Annotated in this window: 17 protein-coding genes; 16 read left to right on the top strand and 1 reads right to left on the bottom strand. The window is 70.0% G+C overall.

The window, feature by feature from the left end; genetic code table 11:
* Position 1: 1 nt before the first annotated feature.
* From ABZ796_RS02040 to ABZ796_RS02000, 9 genes are all read left to right on the top strand, one after another.
* Positions 2-1336 (top strand): M1 family metallopeptidase, encoded by a 1335-nt coding sequence (locus ABZ796_RS02040; RefSeq protein ID WP_357334209.1) that lies wholly within the window; start codon positions 2-4, stop codon positions 1334-1336.
* 41 nt (positions 1337-1377) lie between these two features.
* Entirely contained in the window at positions 1378-1899 is a 522-nt protein-coding gene (locus ABZ796_RS02035) for a GNAT family N-acetyltransferase (protein ID WP_357334207.1), read from the top strand.
* A 212-nt stretch (positions 1900-2111) separates the two neighbouring features.
* Positions 2112-3746: a chaperonin GroEL gene (groL, locus tag ABZ796_RS02030; RefSeq protein WP_357334206.1), complete on the top strand. Its 1635-nt coding sequence runs from the start codon at positions 2112-2114 to the stop codon at positions 3744-3746.
* Positions 3747-3912: 166 nt separating this feature from the next.
* Positions 3913-4944, top strand: a complete 1032-nt coding sequence (locus ABZ796_RS02025) for an alpha/beta fold hydrolase (RefSeq protein ID WP_357334204.1) — start codon at positions 3913-3915, stop codon at positions 4942-4944.
* 321 nt (positions 4945-5265) lie between these two features.
* Complete coding sequence (locus tag ABZ796_RS02020) at positions 5266-5841, top strand: hypothetical protein (protein WP_357334203.1); 576 nt, start codon at positions 5266-5268, stop codon at positions 5839-5841.
* Positions 5838-6377 (top strand): nucleotidyltransferase family protein, encoded by a 540-nt coding sequence (locus tag ABZ796_RS02015; RefSeq protein ID WP_357334202.1) that lies wholly within the window; start codon positions 5838-5840, stop codon positions 6375-6377. Before ABZ796_RS02020 ends, ABZ796_RS02015 begins: the two co-directional genes overlap by 4 nt.
* A 65-nt stretch (positions 6378-6442) precedes the next feature.
* Entirely contained in the window at positions 6443-7321 is an 879-nt protein-coding gene (locus ABZ796_RS02010; RefSeq protein ID WP_357334201.1) for a MoxR family ATPase, read from the top strand.
* Positions 7318-8556: a VWA domain-containing protein gene (locus tag ABZ796_RS02005; RefSeq protein ID WP_357334199.1), complete on the top strand. Its 1239-nt coding sequence runs from the start codon at positions 7318-7320 to the stop codon at positions 8554-8556. The genes ABZ796_RS02010 and ABZ796_RS02005 overlap by 4 nt, the downstream gene beginning before the upstream one ends.
* Positions 8549-9679: an XdhC/CoxI family protein gene (locus ABZ796_RS02000; RefSeq protein WP_357334198.1), complete on the top strand. Its 1131-nt coding sequence runs from the start codon at positions 8549-8551 to the stop codon at positions 9677-9679. The genes ABZ796_RS02005 and ABZ796_RS02000 overlap by 8 nt, the downstream gene beginning before the upstream one ends.
* 10 nt (positions 9680-9689) lie before the next feature.
* Here the strand turns inward: ABZ796_RS02000 and ABZ796_RS01995 are convergent, their stop codons facing one another.
* Entirely contained in the window at positions 9690-10148 is a 459-nt protein-coding gene (locus ABZ796_RS01995) for a GNAT family N-acetyltransferase (RefSeq protein ID WP_357334197.1), read from the bottom strand.
* A 138-nt stretch (positions 10149-10286) separates the two neighbouring features.
* On the opposite strand from ABZ796_RS01995, the gene ABZ796_RS01990 reads away from it, so the two are divergent.
* The 7 genes from ABZ796_RS01990 to ABZ796_RS01960 all read left to right on the top strand — a co-directional run bounded on the left by ABZ796_RS01990 (position 10287) and on the right by ABZ796_RS01960 (position 18925).
* Complete coding sequence (locus tag ABZ796_RS01990; RefSeq protein ID WP_357334196.1) at positions 10287-11513, top strand: transcriptional regulator; 1227 nt, start codon at positions 10287-10289, stop codon at positions 11511-11513.
* Positions 11514-11627: 114 nt separating this feature from the next.
* Positions 11628-12143: a (2Fe-2S)-binding protein gene (locus ABZ796_RS01985; protein ID WP_357334194.1), complete on the top strand. Its 516-nt coding sequence runs from the start codon at positions 11628-11630 to the stop codon at positions 12141-12143.
* On the top strand, positions 12140-14617 hold the full coding sequence (locus tag ABZ796_RS01980; RefSeq protein WP_357334193.1) for a xanthine dehydrogenase family protein molybdopterin-binding subunit: 2478 nt from the start codon (positions 12140-12142) through the stop codon (positions 14615-14617). Before ABZ796_RS01985 ends, ABZ796_RS01980 begins: the two co-directional genes overlap by 4 nt.
* The gene (locus ABZ796_RS01975) at positions 14614-15468 is read left to right on the top strand and encodes a xanthine dehydrogenase family protein subunit M (protein ID WP_357334191.1); all 855 of its coding nucleotides are present in this window, start codon (positions 14614-14616) and stop codon (positions 15466-15468) included. Before ABZ796_RS01980 ends, ABZ796_RS01975 begins: the two co-directional genes overlap by 4 nt.
* A gap of 3 nt (positions 15469-15471) precedes the next feature.
* Positions 15472-16176, top strand: a complete 705-nt coding sequence (locus ABZ796_RS01970; RefSeq protein ID WP_357334190.1) for an SRPBCC family protein — start codon at positions 15472-15474, stop codon at positions 16174-16176.
* A 107-nt stretch (positions 16177-16283) separates the two neighbouring features.
* Positions 16284-17780, top strand: a complete 1497-nt coding sequence (locus tag ABZ796_RS01965) for an NAD(P)/FAD-dependent oxidoreductase (RefSeq protein WP_357334188.1) — start codon at positions 16284-16286, stop codon at positions 17778-17780.
* A gap of 176 nt (positions 17781-17956) precedes the next feature.
* Complete coding sequence (locus ABZ796_RS01960; protein WP_357334186.1) at positions 17957-18925, top strand: AraC family transcriptional regulator; 969 nt, start codon at positions 17957-17959, stop codon at positions 18923-18925.
* Positions 18926-18940: the final 15 nt, after the last annotated feature.

Here is an 18940-nt window from a genome sequence, read left to right as displayed (position 1 = left end):
CATGACCGCCGTGCCGAAGCTCCCCACAGCAGACCCCTACGTGGCAGGTCACGGGGACCTGTCGTGGAGCGCGACCCACTACGACCTCGAGCTCACCTACGACCTGGTCGGCAACCGGCTCGCGGGCACGGCGACGATCCGCGCGGTCGCCGTCGACGACCTCGACCGCGTCGTCCTCGACCTCGCCCACCTGCGGGTGCAGAAGGTCGCGATCGGCGGTCGCCCCCCGGCCAAGTGGGCCCACCACGACAACCGCCTGGTGCTGCACCTGCGCTCGCGGATCGCAGCCGGCGAGGAGTTCGTGATCACGGTCAGATACTCCGGCAAGCCCCGCCCGGTGGTGCTCTCGCACCACGGCGACGCCGGCTGGGAGGAGCTCGACGACGGTGTCATCGTCGCAGGTCAGCCGCACGGTGCGCCGACCTGGTTCCCGTGCAACGACCGTCCCTCCGACAAGGCCCGCTACGCGATCAGCGTGACGACGGCGCCGGGCTATGCGGTCGTCTCCAACGGCGAGCTGACCTCCCACGTACGCCGCGGCAGCGGGGAGACCTGGCGCTACTGGCAGGCCGAGCCGATGGCGACCTATCTCGCCACCGTGCAGATCGGGCGCTACCGGATCGTCGACATCGCGCCGTCCGGAGGGGCGGGCGGCCAGGTGCCGATCCGGGCCGCGTACCCGGCCGACGCGACCGCCGGCTTCGAGGCCTCCTTCGGGCGCCAGCGGGAGATGATGGCCTACTTCAGCTCGGTCTTCGGTCCCTATCCCTTCGCCTCCTACGCCGTCGTGGTCACCGACGACGAGCTCGAGATCCCGCTCGAGTCGCAGTCGCTGTCGACCTTCGGGCGCAACCACCTCACCGGTGAGTGGTCGGAGGTACGTCTCGTCGCCCACGAGCTCGCTCACCAGTGGTTCGGCAACGCGGTGACGCTGCGCGAGTGGCGCGACATCTGGCTGCACGAGGGTTTCGCCTGCTACAGCGAGTGGCTGTGGTCCGACGCCTCCGGGGGCCGCTCGTGCGGCGAGCACGCCCGTCACCACCACCGCCGGCTCTCCGCGCTGGCGCAGAACCTGGTCCTCGCCGACCCCGGTCCCGCGGACATGTTCGACGATCGTGTCTACAAGCGCGGAGCGCTCACCCTGCACGCACTGCGGCGCACGGTCGGCGACGACTCCTTCTTCCGCATCCTGCGCGCCTGGGTCGCCCGGCACAGCGGGGGATCGGTCACCACCGCCGACTTCGAGGCCCTCGCCGCCGAGGTCTGCGGCCGCGACCTCACCTTGCTCTTCGACGCCTGGCTGCGACGGTCGGTGCTGCCCGACCTGCCCGCCTGACTATCGACCAGCGGACGACGGCCCCGGCTATCCTCGGCGACGTGCCTGAGCTGACCTTCCGTGACGCGACCTTCTCCGATGTGGAGACCCTGGTCGGGCTGATCGAGTCCGCCTACCGCGGCGATGTCTCCCGCGCCGGCTGGACGACCGAGGCCGACCTGCTCGCGGGCCAGCGCACCGACCCCGAAGGCGTACGCGAGGTGATCACCGCTCCGGGCTCCCGGCTCCTGGTCGTCGAGCGTGCCGGCGAGATCGTCGCCTGCTGCCAGCTCCAGAAGCGCGAGGCGTACGTCTACTTCGGCATGTTCTCCGTCTCGCCGCAGCTTCAGGGAGCCGGCGTGGGCAAGACGGTCATCGCCGAGGCCGAACGGATCGCGCGCGAGTGGGGCGCGGAGGAGATCCGGATGACCGTGATCCGCCAGCGCGAGGACCTGATCGCGTTCTACGAGCGGCGGGGGTTCGGGCGTACCGGACGCTTCGAGCCCTTCCCCTACGGCGACGAGCGCTTCGGTCTCCCGCTGCGCGACGACCTCGAGTTCGCCGAGCTCGCGAAGGCTCTCTGATCCTCGCCATTCTGGGATTTTCTTGCACTCGAAGGGGTCGAGTGCTAAACATGAGGCTGGCACTCTTACCATGAGAGTGACAACAACCGGACCGGTGACGTTGAGGCGTCGCGAGCGGCAGGGAAGGGTTCTGCCGGGAGTGGCGTCGTCCGTCGCGGGCAACCCATCGGACCGGATCCAACGAACTTCCCAAGTGAAGGATCGCAGGAGCAATGCCGAAGCTCATCGCTTTCAACGAGGAGGCCCGTCGGGGTCTGGAGAAGGGTCTCAACACCCTCGCCGACGCCGTCAAGGTCACCCTCGGTCCCAAGGGCCGCAACGTCGTGCTCGAGAAGAAGTGGGGTGCCCCCACGATCACCAACGATGGTGTTTCCATCGCCAAGGAGATCGAGCTCGAGGACCCCTACGAGAAGATCGGTGCCGAGCTGGTCAAGGAGGTCGCGAAGAAGACCGACGACGTCGCCGGTGACGGCACGACGACCGCGACCGTTCTCGCCCAGGCGCTGGTCCGCGAGGGCCTGCGCAACGTCGCCGCGGGTGCCAACCCGGCCGGCCTGAAGCGCGGCATCGAGGCGGCCGTCGACGCCGTCTCCGAGCAGCTGCTCGCCCAGGCCAAGGACATCGAGACCAAGGAGCAGATCGCTGCTACCGCCTCGATCTCCGCTGCTGACACCACCGTCGGCGAGATCATCGCCGAGGCGATGGACAAGGTCGGCAAGGAAGGCGTCATCACCGTCGAGGAGTCGAACACCTTCGGGCTCGACCTCGAGCTGACCGAGGGTATGCGCTTCGACAAGGGCTACATCTCGGCCTACTTCGTGACCGACCCGGAGCGTATGGAGACCGTCCTCGACGACCCGTACATCCTGATCGTCAACTCGAAGATCTCCAGCGTCAAGGACCTGATCCCGGTCCTGGAGAAGGTCATGCAGACCGGCAAGCCGCTGGTCATCCTGGCCGAGGACGTCGACGGCGAGGCTCTCTCGACGCTGGTCGTCAACAAGATCAAGGGCACCTTCAAGTCCGTCGCCGTCAAGGCTCCGGGCTTCGGTGACCGCCGCAAGGCCATGCTGCAGGACATCGCCATCCTCACCGGTGGTCAGGTCATCTCCGAGGAGGTCGGCCTCTCCCTGGAGACCGCCGGCATCGAGCTGCTCGGCCAGGCCCGCAAGGTCGTCATCACCAAGGACGAGACCACCATCGTCGAGGGTTCGGGCGACCAGGGTCAGATCGAGGGCCGGGTCAACCAGATCCGTGCCGAGATCGAGAAGTCGGACTCCGACTACGACCGCGAGAAGCTCCAGGAGCGCCTCGCCAAGCTGGCCGGCGGCGTGGCCGTCATCAAGGTCGGCGCGGCCACCGAGGTCGAGCTCAAGGAGCGCAAGCACCGCATCGAGGACGCCGTCCGCAACGCCAAGGCTGCTGTCGAGGAGGGCATCCTCGCCGGCGGTGGTGTCGCGCTGATCCAGGCCGCTGCCGCTGCCTTCGAGAAGCTCGAGCTCGACGGCGACGAGGCCACCGGTGCCTCGATCGTCAAGGCCGCCATCTCGGCGCCGCTGAAGCAGATCGCCATCAACGCCGGCCTCGAGGGCGGCGTCGTGGCGGAGAAGGTCGCCGGCCTCCCGCAGGGCCACGGCCTCAACGCCGCCACGGGCGAGTACGTCGACCTGCTCCAGGCCGGCATCATCGACCCGGCCAAGGTGACCCGCTCGGCGCTGCAGAACGCCGCGTCGATCGCCGCGCTGTTCCTCACCACCGAGGCCGTCGTGGCCGACAAGCCGGAGAAGGCCGCCGCTGGTGGCGACCCGACCGGTGGCATGGGCGACATGGGCGGCATGGGCTTCTGAGTCCGTCTCGCTAGCTCCACCAAGAGGGCCTCTCCTTCGGGAGAGGCCCTCTTCGCGTCTTCCGGTGACGCCAGGGAGGTACGACGGGACGTTCTCGTCCGTTACCGGCGGGTAGACCGACCAAAGTGTCCCGTCGTATCGCGGGCACCGGGCTACGCTCGATCGCATGGGCCTGAAGGCGATGTCGGCGCTGGCGTTCTCGGCCGTGCTTCTCGCTGGATGCGGCGGGGAGCCGGCCGCTTCGCCGTCGTCACGGTCGGCGACGCCGACGGCCTCGGCGATCCCGCCTGCGCCCTCCCCGAGCCCGTCGCAGACGCTGCCACCGGTGACCGACAAGGTCTCGCTCCCGCAGTTGATGCGGGAGGACTTCCCCGGCGGGGAGGTGAAGGTGCTGCGGGAGTCGGGGAGCACGGAGGCCTATCGGCGCTTCGAGGTCAGCTACCCGAGCGGTCCGCTGACGATCACGGGAGTGCTCTTCCGGCCGCGGGGCGCCGGGCCGTTCCCCGGGGTCGTGTTCGCGCACGGCCACATCGACACCGACATCTACGTCACCGGACAGGGCCTGCGGCGCGAGCAGGACCGGCTGGCGCGGGAGGGCTATGTCGTCCTGCACACCGACTACCGCGGCCACGCCGGATCCTCTCCCATCCCGGAAGGCACCGAGGAGGACGAGAGCCGGCTCGGCTACACCCGCGACACCATCAACGCCGTCCAGGCCATGAAGCGACTGCCGTACGTCGACCACGACCGCACCGCGCTGCTCGGCCGCTCCATGGGCGGGGGAGTGGTGATGAACGCGCTGGTCGCCCAGCCGGGGCTGGTGAGAGCCGGGGTGACGTACGCCTCGGTCTCCTCCGACATCGTCGACAACATCAACCGGTGGGCGGTGCCGTCGCGGCCCGAGGAGGTGGCCCGGCTCTACCGGCAGTACGGCGATCCCGAGACGGAGCCGGAGTTCTGGGATGGGCTGTCGGCGCGGACGTACTTCGACCACATCGAGGTCCCGCTCCAGATGCACCACGGGACCAACGACGAGTCCTGCCCGATCCGGTGGGCCTACACCACCCGGGACCTGCTGGAGAGCGCGGGTGTACGTCATCGGCTGTGGGTCTACCCGGGTGAGCAGCACGCCTTCGGGCCGCAGTGGGACCTCTCGATCCGGCGGGTCGTCGGGTTCCTCGATCGTCAGCTGGCATGACCTGATCAGGCGGTGAGGATGGGCCCAGCGGCCCCATCCTTTTGGGGACTTTCGACACTGTCTCGACAACAGCTTGGTAACGCAACATGGGTGCTCCACACAGTGGCCGACTGCGGGGAAGCGTCTGGATCTGGGGGGCTTGATGCCCAAGGGAATATCCGGGTGAAGTTCTGCAGCGGCGGGCGGGGTCAGGGCTCTTCGAAGCCAGGGCCCCGCCTGCGTGTGTCAACGGGTGTCAACGGGTGTGTCCGGCCGGGTGCACGGATGACGCCCACGGGTGAGGCATGATGTTGGCATGAGCGAGCGCCAGCGAACGACGGCATGAGCGTCGACCTCGGACCGAAGACCGGGATGCAGCCGCCGCGGTCACCGTGGCGTTGGGTCGCGGTCGTGATCGCTGCCGCTGTCGTGCTCGTCGCGATCGTCGCCTCCTTCGGCCTCCTCAGCTCCGACGACACCGCCGAGGATCCCGATGCCGCACCTCCGTCGCCGACCGCGACGGTCACCGAGACCGCGCCGGTCCCCTCACCATCCGCTCCGGCCGGGGGTGGCGGGACCACCGAGCTGACCGTCGTCGCCGACGCCGCCCGATGCATCCCACCGACCTCGAAGTGGCTCTCCCAGAACGCCGCGCTGGCCTTCGAAGGCACCGCGGAGAGCGTGTCCGAGACCGAGGCCGTGCTGCGGGTGAAGACGTGGATGTACGCCGACGGTGTCGGTGGCACCGACACCGTCCGGATCGCCCTGCCCACGCCGAGCACGATCCCGATGCCCGAGTTCGAGAAGGGCAAGAACTACCTGGTCGCGGCCAAGGGTGATGCCAAGGTCATCGGCTGTGGCTACAGCGACGCGAAGACTCCGAAGCTGCAGAAGCTCTACACCGCCGCGTTCAAGTGATCTCCGGGCTTCTCCTGGCCGCCGGCGCGGGCCGACGGATGGGCACGCCGAAGGCATTGGTCGACGACTGGCTGGTCCGCTCGCTCGCCGTGCTGCGCGAGGGTGGCTGCGACGACGTGCTCGTCGTGCTCGGGGCGTCCGCCGACGAGGCACGGGTGTTGCTCCCGGCCGATCAGCGGGTCGTCGTCGCCGAGGACTGGGACGCGGGGATGGGGGCTTCGCTGCGGGTCGGTCTGGAGGCGCTCGGGCCGGACGTCGAGGCCGCCGTCGTCCATCTCGTCGACCTGCCGGACGTGGGGGCCGATGTGGTCTCCCGGGTCGTCTCGACCACCGGAGCGGGCTCGACCGCCGGGCTGGCGCGGGCGGCGTACGTCGGGGTTCCCGGGCATCCGGTGCTGATCGGGCGCGACCACTGGGCAGGGGTCATGGAGGCGGCGGTCGGCGACCAGGGCGCCCGTGGCTACCTGAAGGCCCACGACGTACGCCTGGTGGAGTGCGGCGACCTGGCCGGCGGACACGACGTCGACCGCCGCTGAAAGTTCCTACCCTCCTTGGAGGTTGTCCAACCCTGAGCCAACGCTTCGCGTTCTAGGCTCAGGTCATGGACCTGACGCCCCGGGAGATCGCCGACCGCCTGGCGGCGACCGGATACCTGGCCGACCCGGAGCTGGCGACGGTGACGTTCCTCGGGCTGAAGATGCAGCGTCCGCTGCTGCTCGAGGGTGAACCGGGGACCGGGAAGACCGCGCTCGCGGAGGCCGTCGCGGAGGCGCTCGACCTGCCGCTGGTGAGGCTGCAGTGCTACGAGGGGATCGACGCCACCCAGGCGCTCTACGACTGGGACTTCGCCCGGCAGATCCTGCATTTGCGTGCCCTCGAGGCGGCCGGTGGCGCGGGGGAGGTGGAGGAGGCCGAGAAGTCCCTGTACGACGAGCGGTTCCTGCTCGCCCGCCCGGTGCTGGCCGCGCTGCGCCAGGCGCCGTCGGTGCTGCTCGTCGACGAGGTCGACAGGGCCGACGACGAGTTCGAGGCGTTCCTGCTCGAGGTGCTCTCCACCTACCAGGTGACGATCCCGGAGTTCGGGACGGTCGCCGCGACGGTCCCACCGGTTGTCGTGCTCACCTCCAACCGCACCCGCGAGCTCCACGACGCCCTCAAGCGCCGCTGCCTCTACCACTGGATCGACCACCCCGGCCTGGCCCGCGAGATCGAGATCGTACGCAGCCGGGCCCCCGAGGTCGCCGACGAGCTCGCCCGCCAGGTGGTCACGGTGGTCCAGCAGCTGCGCGGCGCCGAGGGCGCGAACGCCCTGCTCAAGCCCCCGGGGGTCGCCGAGACCCTCGACTGGGCCCGCGCCCTGCACCACCTCGGAGTGGCCCAGCTGGACCTGGAGAGCGCCGCCACGACGCTCGGCGCGCTCGTCAAGCACCGTGAGGACGCCGACCGCGTCCGGGCAGCGCTGGACCGGCTGCTGGCATGAGCGATCACTATGACGACGGTGTTGGTCTCGACACGCCTCCGCCTAGCGGCTCCGGCGGCTCGACCAGCGGGGTGAGCCCGTTGGTTGAGCCGGGCGAGCGCCAGCGAGCCCGTGTCGAAACCAACACAGCAAGCGAGCGCAACGACGGCCCCGAGATCCTGCTCGGCTTCACCCGGGCGCTCAGGGCGGCCGGGGTGCACGTGACCCAGGACCGCGCCCACGGCTTCCTGCAGGCGACCGCCATCGTCGGCGCCGGTGACCCGACCGCCACCTACACGGCCGGACGGGCGACGCTGTGCGCCGGCCCGGACGACCTGCGCCGCTACGACCAGGTCTTCGAAGCCTGGTTCGGATCGACGGCGACGCTGCCGGGTCCGCAGGGGCCGCCGCGTGCCGTCTCGTTCACCTCCACCCTGCCCGAGACCGAGCCGCTGGCGGGCGAGGGAGAGGGCGAGGAGACCGACGACCTCATCAGGGCACGCGCCAGCGATCTCGAGACCCTGCGTCATCGCGACGTCGCCGACCTCGACCCGGCCGAGCAGGAGCGGGTGGCCGCGCTGATCGCCCGGCTCCGTCCGCGGCCGCCGCGCCGCCGGACGCCGCGACAGGAGCAGTGGCGGCGGGGTCGCGTCGACGCCCACCGCACCCTGCGGGCCAGCCTGCGACACCTCGGCGAGCCGGCCGGGATCCACTACCGCAGGCGTGGCGAGCGGCCGCGCCGCGTCGTGTGGCTGATCGACGTGTCCGGCTCGATGAGCTCCTACGCCGACGTGCTGCTGCGGGTCGCCCACCGGGTGAGCTCGACGACCGGGAGCGGCGCGGTGTTCACCATGGGCACCCGGCTCACCGACATCACCCGCGCGCTGCGCCACCGTGACCCCGACCGCGCACTCGTCGCGGCCGGCGAGACGGTGCCCGACTGGTCGGGCGGGACCCGGCTCGGTGACGACCTGCAGGCCTTCCTGCGGCGACAACAAGGACTGGCCCGAGGCGCGGAGGTGGTCATCGCGAGCGACGGCTGGGAGCGCGGCGACACCGCGCTCCTCGAGGAGCAGGTGGCGAGGCTGCATCGTCTCGCCCATCGCGTGGTGTGGGTCAACCCGCACCGTGGCAAAGTTGGATATGAACCACTGCAGCGAGGCATCGTCGCGGTGCTGCCGCACGTGGACGAATTCGTCGCCGGACATTCCCTGGCGACGTACGAGGATCTGGTGGAGGTGATCGCGCGTGCGTGACGTACTCGACGATCTGATGAAGTGGTGGGAGTCCGGCGAGACGGTGGCGGTGGCCACCGTGGTGGCGACGTTCCAGTCGGCCCCCAGGCCGCCGGGCGCCTCGATGCTCGTCGGCCCCGATGAGAGCGCGGTCGGCTCGGTCTCCGGCGGCTGCGTCGAAGGCGCCGTCTACGAGGTGGCCCGTGAGGTCGCGGAGAGCGGTGTGCCGGAGCTCAACCGCTACGGCGTCTCCGACGACGACGCCTTCGCGGTCGGCCTGACCTGCGGAGGCATCCTCGACGTCTTCGTCGAGAAGGTGTCCCAGGAGACCTTCCCGGAGCTCGGCGAGCTCGCCGAGGACGTACGCAGCGGCAGCCCGATCGCCCTCGCGACCGTCATCGAGCATCCCGACCCCGAGATCTTGGGGCGCCGCGTCCTCATCCGCCCCGAGGGGGTCAAGGGCTCCCTGGGCAGCGCCCGCATGGACGATGCCGTCCACGACGACGCGCTCGGGCTCCTGGCTCACGGCACCAACCAGACGCTCTCCTACGGCATCGACGGCGAGCGCCGCGGAGAGGGCATGCGGGTCTTCGTGTGGTCCTTCGCGCCCAAGCCCAGGATGCTCGTCTTCGGCGCGATCGACTTCGCCGCCGCCGTCGCCCGCGTCGGCGCGTTCCTCGGCTACCACGTCACCGTGTGCGACGCCCGCCCGGTCTTCGCCACCAACTCACGCTTCCCCTCGGCCGACGAGGTCGTGGTCGACTGGCCCCACCGCTATCTCGGTGCCGAGGTCGAGGCGGGCCGCATCGACCAGCGCACCGTGATCGCCGTCCTCACCCACGACCCCAAGTTCGACGTACCTCTCCTCGAGGTCGCCCTCCGCCTCCCCGACATCGCCTACGTCGGCGCGATGGGCTCGCGGCGCACCCATGAGGACCGCCTCGCCCGTCTGCGCGAAGCCGGCCTCACCGACGAGGAGATCGCCCGCCTTAGCAGCCCCATCGGCCTCGACCTCGGCGCCCGTACGCCGGAGGAGACCGCCATCTCCATCGCCGCCGAGATCGTCGCCGGCCGCTGGGGCGGCTCCGGCGAGCGCCTGGCCAGCACGCAGGGCCGGATCCACCAGGACGTGGAGTACCGCTGACGCGGGTGCGCTACAGCTCCTTCTCGTAGTAGAGCGCCCGCGGCCCGGAGCCGCGGCCCTCGTGGTTGTCGAAGCCGAACTTCTCGTACAGCGCGCGGGCCGAGGTGTCGTCCTCGCTCGTCCCCAGGTCCATGTACGTCGCACCGCGGGCCTTCGCCTCGTCGATGATCGCCTGCAGCAGGATCGTGCCGAGTCCGTGCCCGCGGCGGGAGGGCACGACGTACAGCTCGGCGAGGTAGGCCTCGAGCTCGTCGGCCGTGGTCTGCAGGCGGAAGCGGGTGATGCCGTGGCCGACCGCGGGGTCGCCGATCAGCATCACCGTCGTGTCCCCGCCGTCGACGAGCCGGCTGAGGTGCCGGGCGAGCTCCTCGACGGGCGGGGCGGGGTAGGCGTACTCGGTGTTGAAGTCGACCTGCAGTCTGGCAGCGGTCTCGAAGTCGGCCCAGGTCGTGGCGGTGCGCGTCGTCATGCACTCACTCTGACACCGCCCCGGGAGCCGCGATCGAGCGTGGCGCGTGCGGGTACCACCGAGGGGATCGTGAGGCACGTCACAGGGTGCTACCTTGGCAGGACCAGCCCCAAGGGCCGGACTCCGAAGGGGAATCTGATGGTCCGTAGCGATCTGCAGGAGCGCCGTATCAGCGCGGCGCGGGCGTGGACCGCCTTCGTGGAGAGCGGCGACGCCGCCGAGGACTTCGTCAGGCCGGAGATCCTGTCGAGCTGGACGCGCTCGGCGACGGCGATCAAGCCCGACGTGCGCGAGGCGCCGCTGGCCGACGAGGACGAGACCCGCGAGATGTGGCGCGGGTCCCCGCTCCAGGTGGCCGTCGAGCGGGTCGAGGAGGAGCTGCGCTGCACCGCCGACGACGGCGACCTGGTCATCGCCGTCACCGACCCGGACACGCGGGTGCTGTGGACGTACGGCGGCCGGGTGATGCGCCACAAGGCGGAGTCGGTCAACTTCGTGCCGGGTGGGCGCTGGGACGACGAGAGCGCCGGCACCAACGCGCTCGACCTGGCCAACCGGACCAACTCGCCGACGATGGTCTTCGGCCCCGAGCACTATGCCGAGGTCGTGCACAACTGGGTCTGCTGGGCGGCGCCGCTCCACGACCCGGTCACCGGCAAGCACCTCGGCGTCCTCGACCTCTCCACGACCTGGGACCGCACCCACCCGATCGGGATGGCCACGGCCCGGGTGATGGCGCGCCTCATCGAGGGGGCGCTGCCGAAGCTGCCTACGCAGGGCGCCGAGGACGAGGCGATCGAGCAGCCCGGCCTGGTGCTGACTCTGCTGGGCACCGCGGAGACCTGGCTCGACGGGCAGCGGCTGCTGCTCAACCGGCGCCAGACCGAGATCCTCGCCCTGCTCGCGCTCCATCCCGAGGGCCTCTCGCTGGAGCGGCTGCACGCGATGGTCTACGGCGACCAGGCGGTCACCTTCTCGACGCTCAAGGCCGAGGTCTCCCACCTGCGCCACGCGCTCGGAGGCCAGGTCGCCTCGAGGCCCTACCGTCTGCTGATGCCGGTCGCGACCGACGTCGAGCAGGTCCTCACCCTGATCCGGCACGGCCGGGTGGCGGCCGCGGTGGAGGCGTACGGCGGTGATCTCCTGCCCGGCACCAACAGCCCGGCGCTGGCCGAGATGGCCGAGTACGTCGCGGTCGCGCTGCGCGAGGCGCTGATCGCCGACCCGCAGCCCGACGCGGTGCTGCGCTACAGCGAGCTGGCTCCCTACGACACCGAGGTCGTCGACGTCTGCCTGCGCCGCCTGGGCGGCAGCGCCCACCCCGCGTTGCCCCTGCTCAGGGCACGTTTGGCCGCCAGCCGCTGACCAAGAAGAGGTATGCCGGAACGGCAGCCAACCGGAGCCCAACCCTGCGCGTCCTACTGTGATCTGGCCCACACAGTTTCTGACTAGGACAGCGACGTCTGGCAGGGAGACAACATGGCCCGGATCAGCATGCGCGTCGACGGTATGAAAGTCACCGACGACGTCGAACCGCGGACACTGCTCGTGCAGTATCTGCGCGAAGGACTCGGCAAGACCGGCACGGTGATCGGTTGCGACACCAGCAACTGCGGCGCCTGCACGGTCCATCTCGACGGTGACTCGGTGAAGTCGTGCAACGTGCTCGCGGTGCAGGCCGACGGGTGCGAGGTGACCACGATCGAGGGCCTCGCCGACACGGTCGAGAGCGACCTCCACCCCGTCCAGGAGGCATTCCGCGAGTGCCACGGCCTGCAGTGCGGGTTCTGTACGCCCGGCATGATCATGCAGTCCGTCGACCTGCTCCAGCGCAACCCGCAGCCCAGCGAGGAAGAGATCCGCGAGGGCATCGAGGGCAACCTGTGTCGCTGCACGGGCTACCACAACATCGTCCGCGCGGTGCAGTACGCCAGTGGCCATCTGGCCACCGCCGCCAACCCGCGCGGCGCCACCGAGGAGGTGGACGCGCTGTGACCGCCGTAGACGCTCGTCCGGAGCAGACCAACGAGATCGGCCGTGACCGGCGCCGCAAGGAGGACGCGCGCCTGATCACGGGTCGGACCCGCTGGACCGACAACATCAACCTTCCCGGAATGCTGCACCTGGCGATGGTGCGCAGCCCCTTCGCGCATGCCCGGGTCACGAGCATCGACACCAGCGCCGCGGAGGACTCCGAGGGCGTGGTGACCGTGCTGGCCGCCAAGGACTTCGACGAGGGCCTCGGCGTCTGCATCAACGCCTGGCCGATCACGCCCGACCAGAAGGCGCCGGCCCACCCGCCGATCGCCTCCGACCGGGTCACCTTCGCCGGCGAGATCGTCGCGGTCGTGGCCGCGCGGTCCGCGGCCGCCGCCCGCGACGCCGCCGAGATGGTCGAGGTCGACTACGAGGAGCTCCCCGCGGTCGTCTCCCTCGAGGAGGCCGTCAAGGACGAGGTGCTCGCCCACCCCGATCTCGGCACCAACAAGTCCGCCCTGTGGGTCTTCGACAGCGCCCAGGCCGGCACCGGCGGCAACGTCGACGAGGCGATCTCGGCGGCCCGCAACGACGGGATCGTCCTCGAGCGGACCTACCGCCAGCAGCGCCTGATCCCGGCGTTCATGGAGCCGCGCAGCGTCGTGTGCGACCCGACCGGTGAGCAGATCACGGTGTGGAGCGCCACTCAGATCCCGCACATCCTGCGGTTCGCGTTCGCCGCGACCACGGGCGTGCCCGAGTCGAAGATCCGGGTGATCGCGCCCGACGTCGGCGGTGGCTTCGGCGGCAAGCTCCAGCAGACGCCGGAGGAGATGATCGTCTTCGCGATCGCTCGCCGGCTCGGCAAGCCGGTGAAGTACACCGAGACCCGCTCCGAGTCCCTGCTCTCCGCCCACCACGGCCGCGACCAGGTCCAGAAGCTGACCCTCTCCGCCACCAGGGACGGCCAGGTCACCGGCCTCAAGGTCGAGCTCGACGCCAACCTGGGTGCCTACGTCGCCATCGTCGGCGGCGGTGTCCCGGTGCTCGGCGCCTTCATGTTCAACGCGATCTACAAGTTCCCGGCCTACCAGTTCAACTGCCAGACGGTGTTCACCAACACCACCTGGACCGACGCCTACCGCGGCGCGGGGCGGCCGGAGGCGACGTACGCCATCGAGCGGCTGATGGACGAGCTGGCCGCCGAGGTCGGGGTCGACCCGCTCGAGATCCGGGAGAAGAACTGGATCAAGCACGAGGAGTTCCCGTTCACGACCATCGCCGGTCTGACCTACGACTCCGGGAACTACGAGGCCGCGACCGCCAAGGCGAAGGAGATGTTCGGCTACGACGCGCTCCGGGCCGAGCAGGCCGAGCGCCGCGCCAACAACGACCCGGTCCAGCTCGGCATCGGCATCTCGACCTTCACCGAGATGTGCGGCCTGGCACCCTCCCGGGTCCTCGGCAGCCTCGACTACGGCGCCGGTGGCTGGGAGCACGCCCAGGTGCGGCTGACGCCGACCGGCAAGGTCGAGGTCATCACCGGGGCCAGCGCGCACGGGCAGGGGCACGAGACCGCGTTCAGCCAGATCGTGGCGGACCGTCTCGGCGTACCTTTCGAGGACGTCGAGGTGCTCCACGGCGACACCCAGATCGCGGCCAAGGGCTACGACACCTACGGGTCCAGGTCGCTGGTCGTGGGTGGTGAGGCGCTGGTGCGGGCCGCCGACAAGGTGCTCGAGAAGGCCAAGCCGATCGCGGCGCACCTGCTCGAGGCGAGCGTCGAGGACCTGGAGTTCACCGGTGGCAGGTGGACGGTGCGCGGCACCGACCAGGGCATGTCGATCGGCGAGCTGTCCACGGCGGTCTTCGCCGCGCACAACCTGCCCGACGGGGTCGAGGCCAACCTCGACTCCGAGGCCACCTTCGACCCGGAGAACTTCAACTTCCCGCACGGGACCCACCTGTGCGCGATGGAGGTCGACACCGAGACCGGGCAGGTGAAGATGCGGAAGTACGTCTGCTGCGACGACATCGGCAACATCATCAACCCGCTCATCGTCGCAGGTCAGGTGCACGGTGGACTGGTCCAGGGCATCGCCCAGGCGCTGTGGGAGGACGCGGTCTACGACGACGCCGGGACCCTGGTGTCGGGCTCGTTCGTGGACTACCTGCTGCCGACCGCCGCCGACACGATCAGCTTCGACATCGACCACACCACCTCGCCCGCGACCACCAACACGCTCGGCACCAAGGGCGTCGGCGAGGCGGGCACGATCGCCTCCACCCCGGCGGTGGTCAACGCCGTCGTCGACGCGCTGCGTCCGCTGGGCGTGCACGACGTGACCATGCCCTGCACCCCGGAGCGGGTGTGGCGGGCCATCAGCGAGGGCTCGGCCGGTGGCGAGACCACCGGTGCGGCCGCACCGCACTTCGATCCGTCGACGGGCATGTCCGGGAACGTCGACCGCACGGAAGGAGATGTCCAGTGATTCCCGCATCGTTCGACTACGTCGCCCCGACCACGGTCGAGGAGGCACTGGCCGCCCTCGCGCAGTACGGCGACGAGGCCAAGATCATCGCCGGCGGGCAGAGCCTGCTGCCCGTGCTGAGGATGCGCCTCAACGCCCCGGAGTGGGTCATCGACCTCGGTCACATCGACTCCCTGCGCGGCGTACGCGACGAGGGTGAGGCGATCTTCGTCGGCGCCATGACGCGCCACTGTGACGTCGCGACCGATCCTCTGGTCGCCGAGCACGCCGCGCTGGTCGCGCGTGCCACGGCGACGGTCGCCGACGAGCAGGTGCGCCACCGCGGCACCTTCGGTGGCGCGCTCGCCCACGCCGACCCGGCGGGCGACCTCGGAGCCCCGGCCCTCGCGCTGGACGCCGAGTTCGTCATCGCCGGGCCGGCCGGCGAGCGGGTCGTCCCGGGCGCGGAGTTCTTCCAGGGGCTCTTCGAGACGGCCGTCTCCGAGGACGAGCTGCTCATCGGCGTACGCATCCCGAAGCACACCGGATGGACGGCCCACTACGAGAAGTTCGTCCGGGTCGCCCACCAGTGGCCGATCTGCGCGGTCGGCGCGACCCTCAAGGTCTCCGGCGGCGTGATCGAGGGCGCGGCGATCGGCCTCACCAACATGGGCTCGACCCCGTTGCGTGCCGCCGGCGTCGAGCAGGCGCTGGTCGGCCAGCAGGCCACCGAGGAGGTCGTACGCAACGCCGCGGCCCTGGCCGCGGACGGGGCTGAGCCGCCGTCCGACCTCAACGGTGACGCCGACTACCGGCGTCATCTGGTCACGGTGCTGACCCGGCGCGCCATCACGAAGGCCCTCGGGGGCTGAGGCGTGGACCTGACGCACGAGTTCACGGTTCCGACCTCGGTCGAGGAGACCTGGAACAGCTTCTTGGACATCGGCTCGCTCGCCGAGTGCTTCCCGGGAGCCCAGGTCACCTCGGCCGAGGGCGACACCTTCACCGGCACGGTGAAGGTCAAGCTCGGTCCGATCGCCATGGTCTACGCCGGTTCCGGCACCTTCGTCGAGAAGGACGAGGCCGCACGTCGTCTGGTCGTGGAGGCCAAGGGACGGGACAAGCGCGGCAACGGCACGGCCGGCGCCAACGCGACCTTGACGATGGCCCCGGAGGGCACCGGCACGAAGGTCGAGATCGTCACCGATCTCGCCGTCACCGGCAAGCCCGCCCAGTTCGGCCGCGGGGTCATGCAGGACGTCTCCGACAAGCTGCTCGGCCAGTTCGTCGCGTGCCTGGAGTCCAAGTCGGCGCCTGCTCCTGCCCCGCTGGTCGAGCCCGCGAGCGAAGCGAGCGGTGTCGAGACCGACACGGCACCATCGAGCGCCGGAGAGGACCGTGTTGGTCTCGACACGCCTCCGCCCAGCGGCTCCGGCGGCTCGACCAGCGGGGGCACCGAGGCGCTCGACCTGGGTGCCACGGTGGTGCCGGTGCTGATCAAGAACTACGGCAAGAAGATCGCCATCGGGGTGGCCGTCGTCGCGGCGGCGGTGATCGTCTACAAGCTCCTGCGAGGCTGAACCCGTCGCGCAAACCGGATACCACCCGCGCAACGTGGATAGCGAGGGCCGTTCGACCTCTCTAGCGTTTCCATTACGCAGACCCCGCTGCGAGAGGAAACAGAAAAGTGAAGATCGCGGTCATCGGTGCCGGGTTCGCAGGCGTTGCCTCGGCCAAGGTGCTCACCGAGCTCGGTCATGACGTCACCGTCTACGAGAAGGCCCCGGATGTCGGCGGCGTCTGGAGCCGGACCCGGCGCTACCCGGGCCTGACGACGCAGAACAACAAGGACTCCTACACGCTCTCGGACCTGAGGATGCCCAAGGTGTTCCCCGAGTGGCTCAGCGGCGAGCAGGTGCAGAGCTATCTCGAGATGTACGTCGAGAAGTTCGAGCTCGCCCCGATGATCAGACTCTCCACCGAGGTGCGGAGGGCCCAGCCGGCTGGAGGGGGCGGCTGGGCCATCACCTCCGGCGCCGGTACGACTGCCGGGGCCGACGACGAGACGACCGAGCACTACGACCATCTGATCGTGGCCAGCGGTGTCTTCTCGGAGCCGTTCGCCCCTGCGTACGACGGGGTCGAGGAGCTGGAGGCCGCCGGCGGCAGGATCCTCGCGGCGAGCGAGCTGCACGACCTGGAGGCCGTCGCGGGCAAGGACGTCGTGGTCGTCGGCTACGGGAAGTCGGCCTGCGACGTGGCCGTCGAGATCGCCAAGGAGGCGGCCTCGACCACCGTGGTCGCACGGCAGCTGCTGTGGAAGATGCCTCGCAAGATCAAGGGCGTCCTCAACTACAAGATGCTGCTGCTCACCCGGCTGGGGGAGGGGCTGTTCCCCTATCAGAGCATCCGCGGGGCCGAGAAGGCCCTGCACGCGGGCGGCTCGAAGATGGCCGGTTCGATGGTCGGCAGCGTCGAGTCGGTGACCACCGGCCAGCTCAAGCTCAAGAAGCTCGGGCTGCTGCCCAAGGGCCAGTTCACCGACATCGCCCGTTCGACGGTCTCGCTGGCCACCGAGGGCTTCTTCGAGGGCGTCGAGGCCGGCGACATCGCCGTCGAGCGCGACACCGAGATCGCTGCCTTCGTGACGAGGGACGGCAAGCCGTACGCCGAGCTCGCCAACGGGCGCGCGGTGCCTGCCGACGTCGTGGTGACGGCGACCGGGTTCAAGCAGGAGCTCCCGTTCTTCTCCGCGGAGATCCAGGACCAGCTCACCGACGACAACGGCGACTACCAGCTCTACCGCCAGATCCTCCCGCTGAAGGTGCCGGACCTGACCTTCGCCGGCTACAACTCCTCGTTCTTCTCGCCGCTCTCGGCCGAGATGAGCGCCGTCTGGATCGGTTCGCACCTCGACGGCGGCCACGAGGTCCCGTCGGTGGAGGAGATGGAGGCCCACGTCACCGCGCGGCTGGCCTGGATGCGGGAGCGTACCGACGGCCACCACGCCCGCGGCACCAACATCATCCCGTTCTCGATGCACAACATCGACGAGGTTCTCGGTGACGTCGGCATCGACGTCAGCAAGCGGGTCAAGGCGGTGCAGTGGCTGATCCCGATCGACCCGAAGGCGTACGCCTCCATCACTCCCAGACTCGTGGAGAAGCTGGCAGCGAGGAGCTAGTACGGCGAGATGCCGGTACGCCTGGGTGGGACCGGCATCTCGTTCGGGCCGGGCTCGTTCGGGCCGGGTCAGGACCTGGGCCGGGACCTTAGACAGTGATTGCGCCGGGTCCGCGCTGACGCGGCGCGGGCTCCGCTACGCTCTTCGGTCAATCGAGCGCGCTCCAGGAGCCTCCCTTGCCCCGTCCCCTGCTGGGTCGTCACACCGTTGTCGCCACCACCGACGTGGACCAGGCCAGAGAAGCCGTGGCCGAGCGGTTCTGTGCCCATTACCTGGCGCTGACCAAGGCCGGTTCCCACCTCGACATGGTGCACAACGCCGCGCCGCTGGGCGAGGACGTGATGCTCAACTACATGCGCTACGGCGACGAGGTGCGGATCACGCCCGGCACCTTCGACGACTTCTACCTGATCCAGCTCCCGCTGGCCGGCACCGCCAAGGTCAAGGTGGGGGAGCAGGTCGTCCTCGCCGACCGCACCCGCGCCTCGATCGGCTCGCCGACCGAACCGGTCGACATGCTCTGGTCCGACGGCTGCGAGAAGCTGCAGGTCTACATCCGACGCAGCGCCGTCGAGGAGGCGGCCGCGGGCATCGGCGGCTCCGGACCGGTGGTCTTCGACCCCACGCTCGACCTCGCCCGGCCCGAGGTGCGCGACTGGCTGAAGATGGTGCGCCTGGCCTACGACAACGTCGAGGCAGGCGGCTCGCTGATGAGCTCTCCGCTGGTCGCGGCGCCCTACGAGCAGGCGCTCATCGGTGGCCTGCTGACGATCCAGGCCAACACCTCGTTGGAGATCGTCTCCGAGAACTTCTCTCCCACGATCTCCCGTGCCGTACGCATGGCCGTGGACCTCCTCGAGGCCCATCCCGAGCGTCCCTGGAAGGTCGCCGAGCTCGCCCAGAAGGTCGGTGTCTCCACCCGTACGCTGCAGGAGGGGTTCCAGCGCGACCTCGACACCACCCCGCTGGAGTACTGGCGGCGGACCCGGCTCGACCGGGCCTTCACCGACCTGCTCGCCGCCGACGCCACCGCCACCTCGGTCACCGCGATCGCCGCCCGCTGGGGCTTCTTCCACCTCGGCCGGTTCTCCCAGGCGTACCGGGCACAGTTCCAGGAGCTCCCGTCTCAGACGCTCATACGCTGAGCTCGCCGCTCACCA

The sequence above is a fragment of the Nocardioides sp. NPDC047086 genome, assembly GCF_040643685.1.
Taxonomy (GTDB): domain Bacteria; phylum Actinomycetota; class Actinomycetes; order Propionibacteriales; family Nocardioidaceae; genus Nocardioides.
Note: the sequence above shows the minus strand (reverse complement) of the source record. Positions and strands in the feature narration are given on the sequence as shown.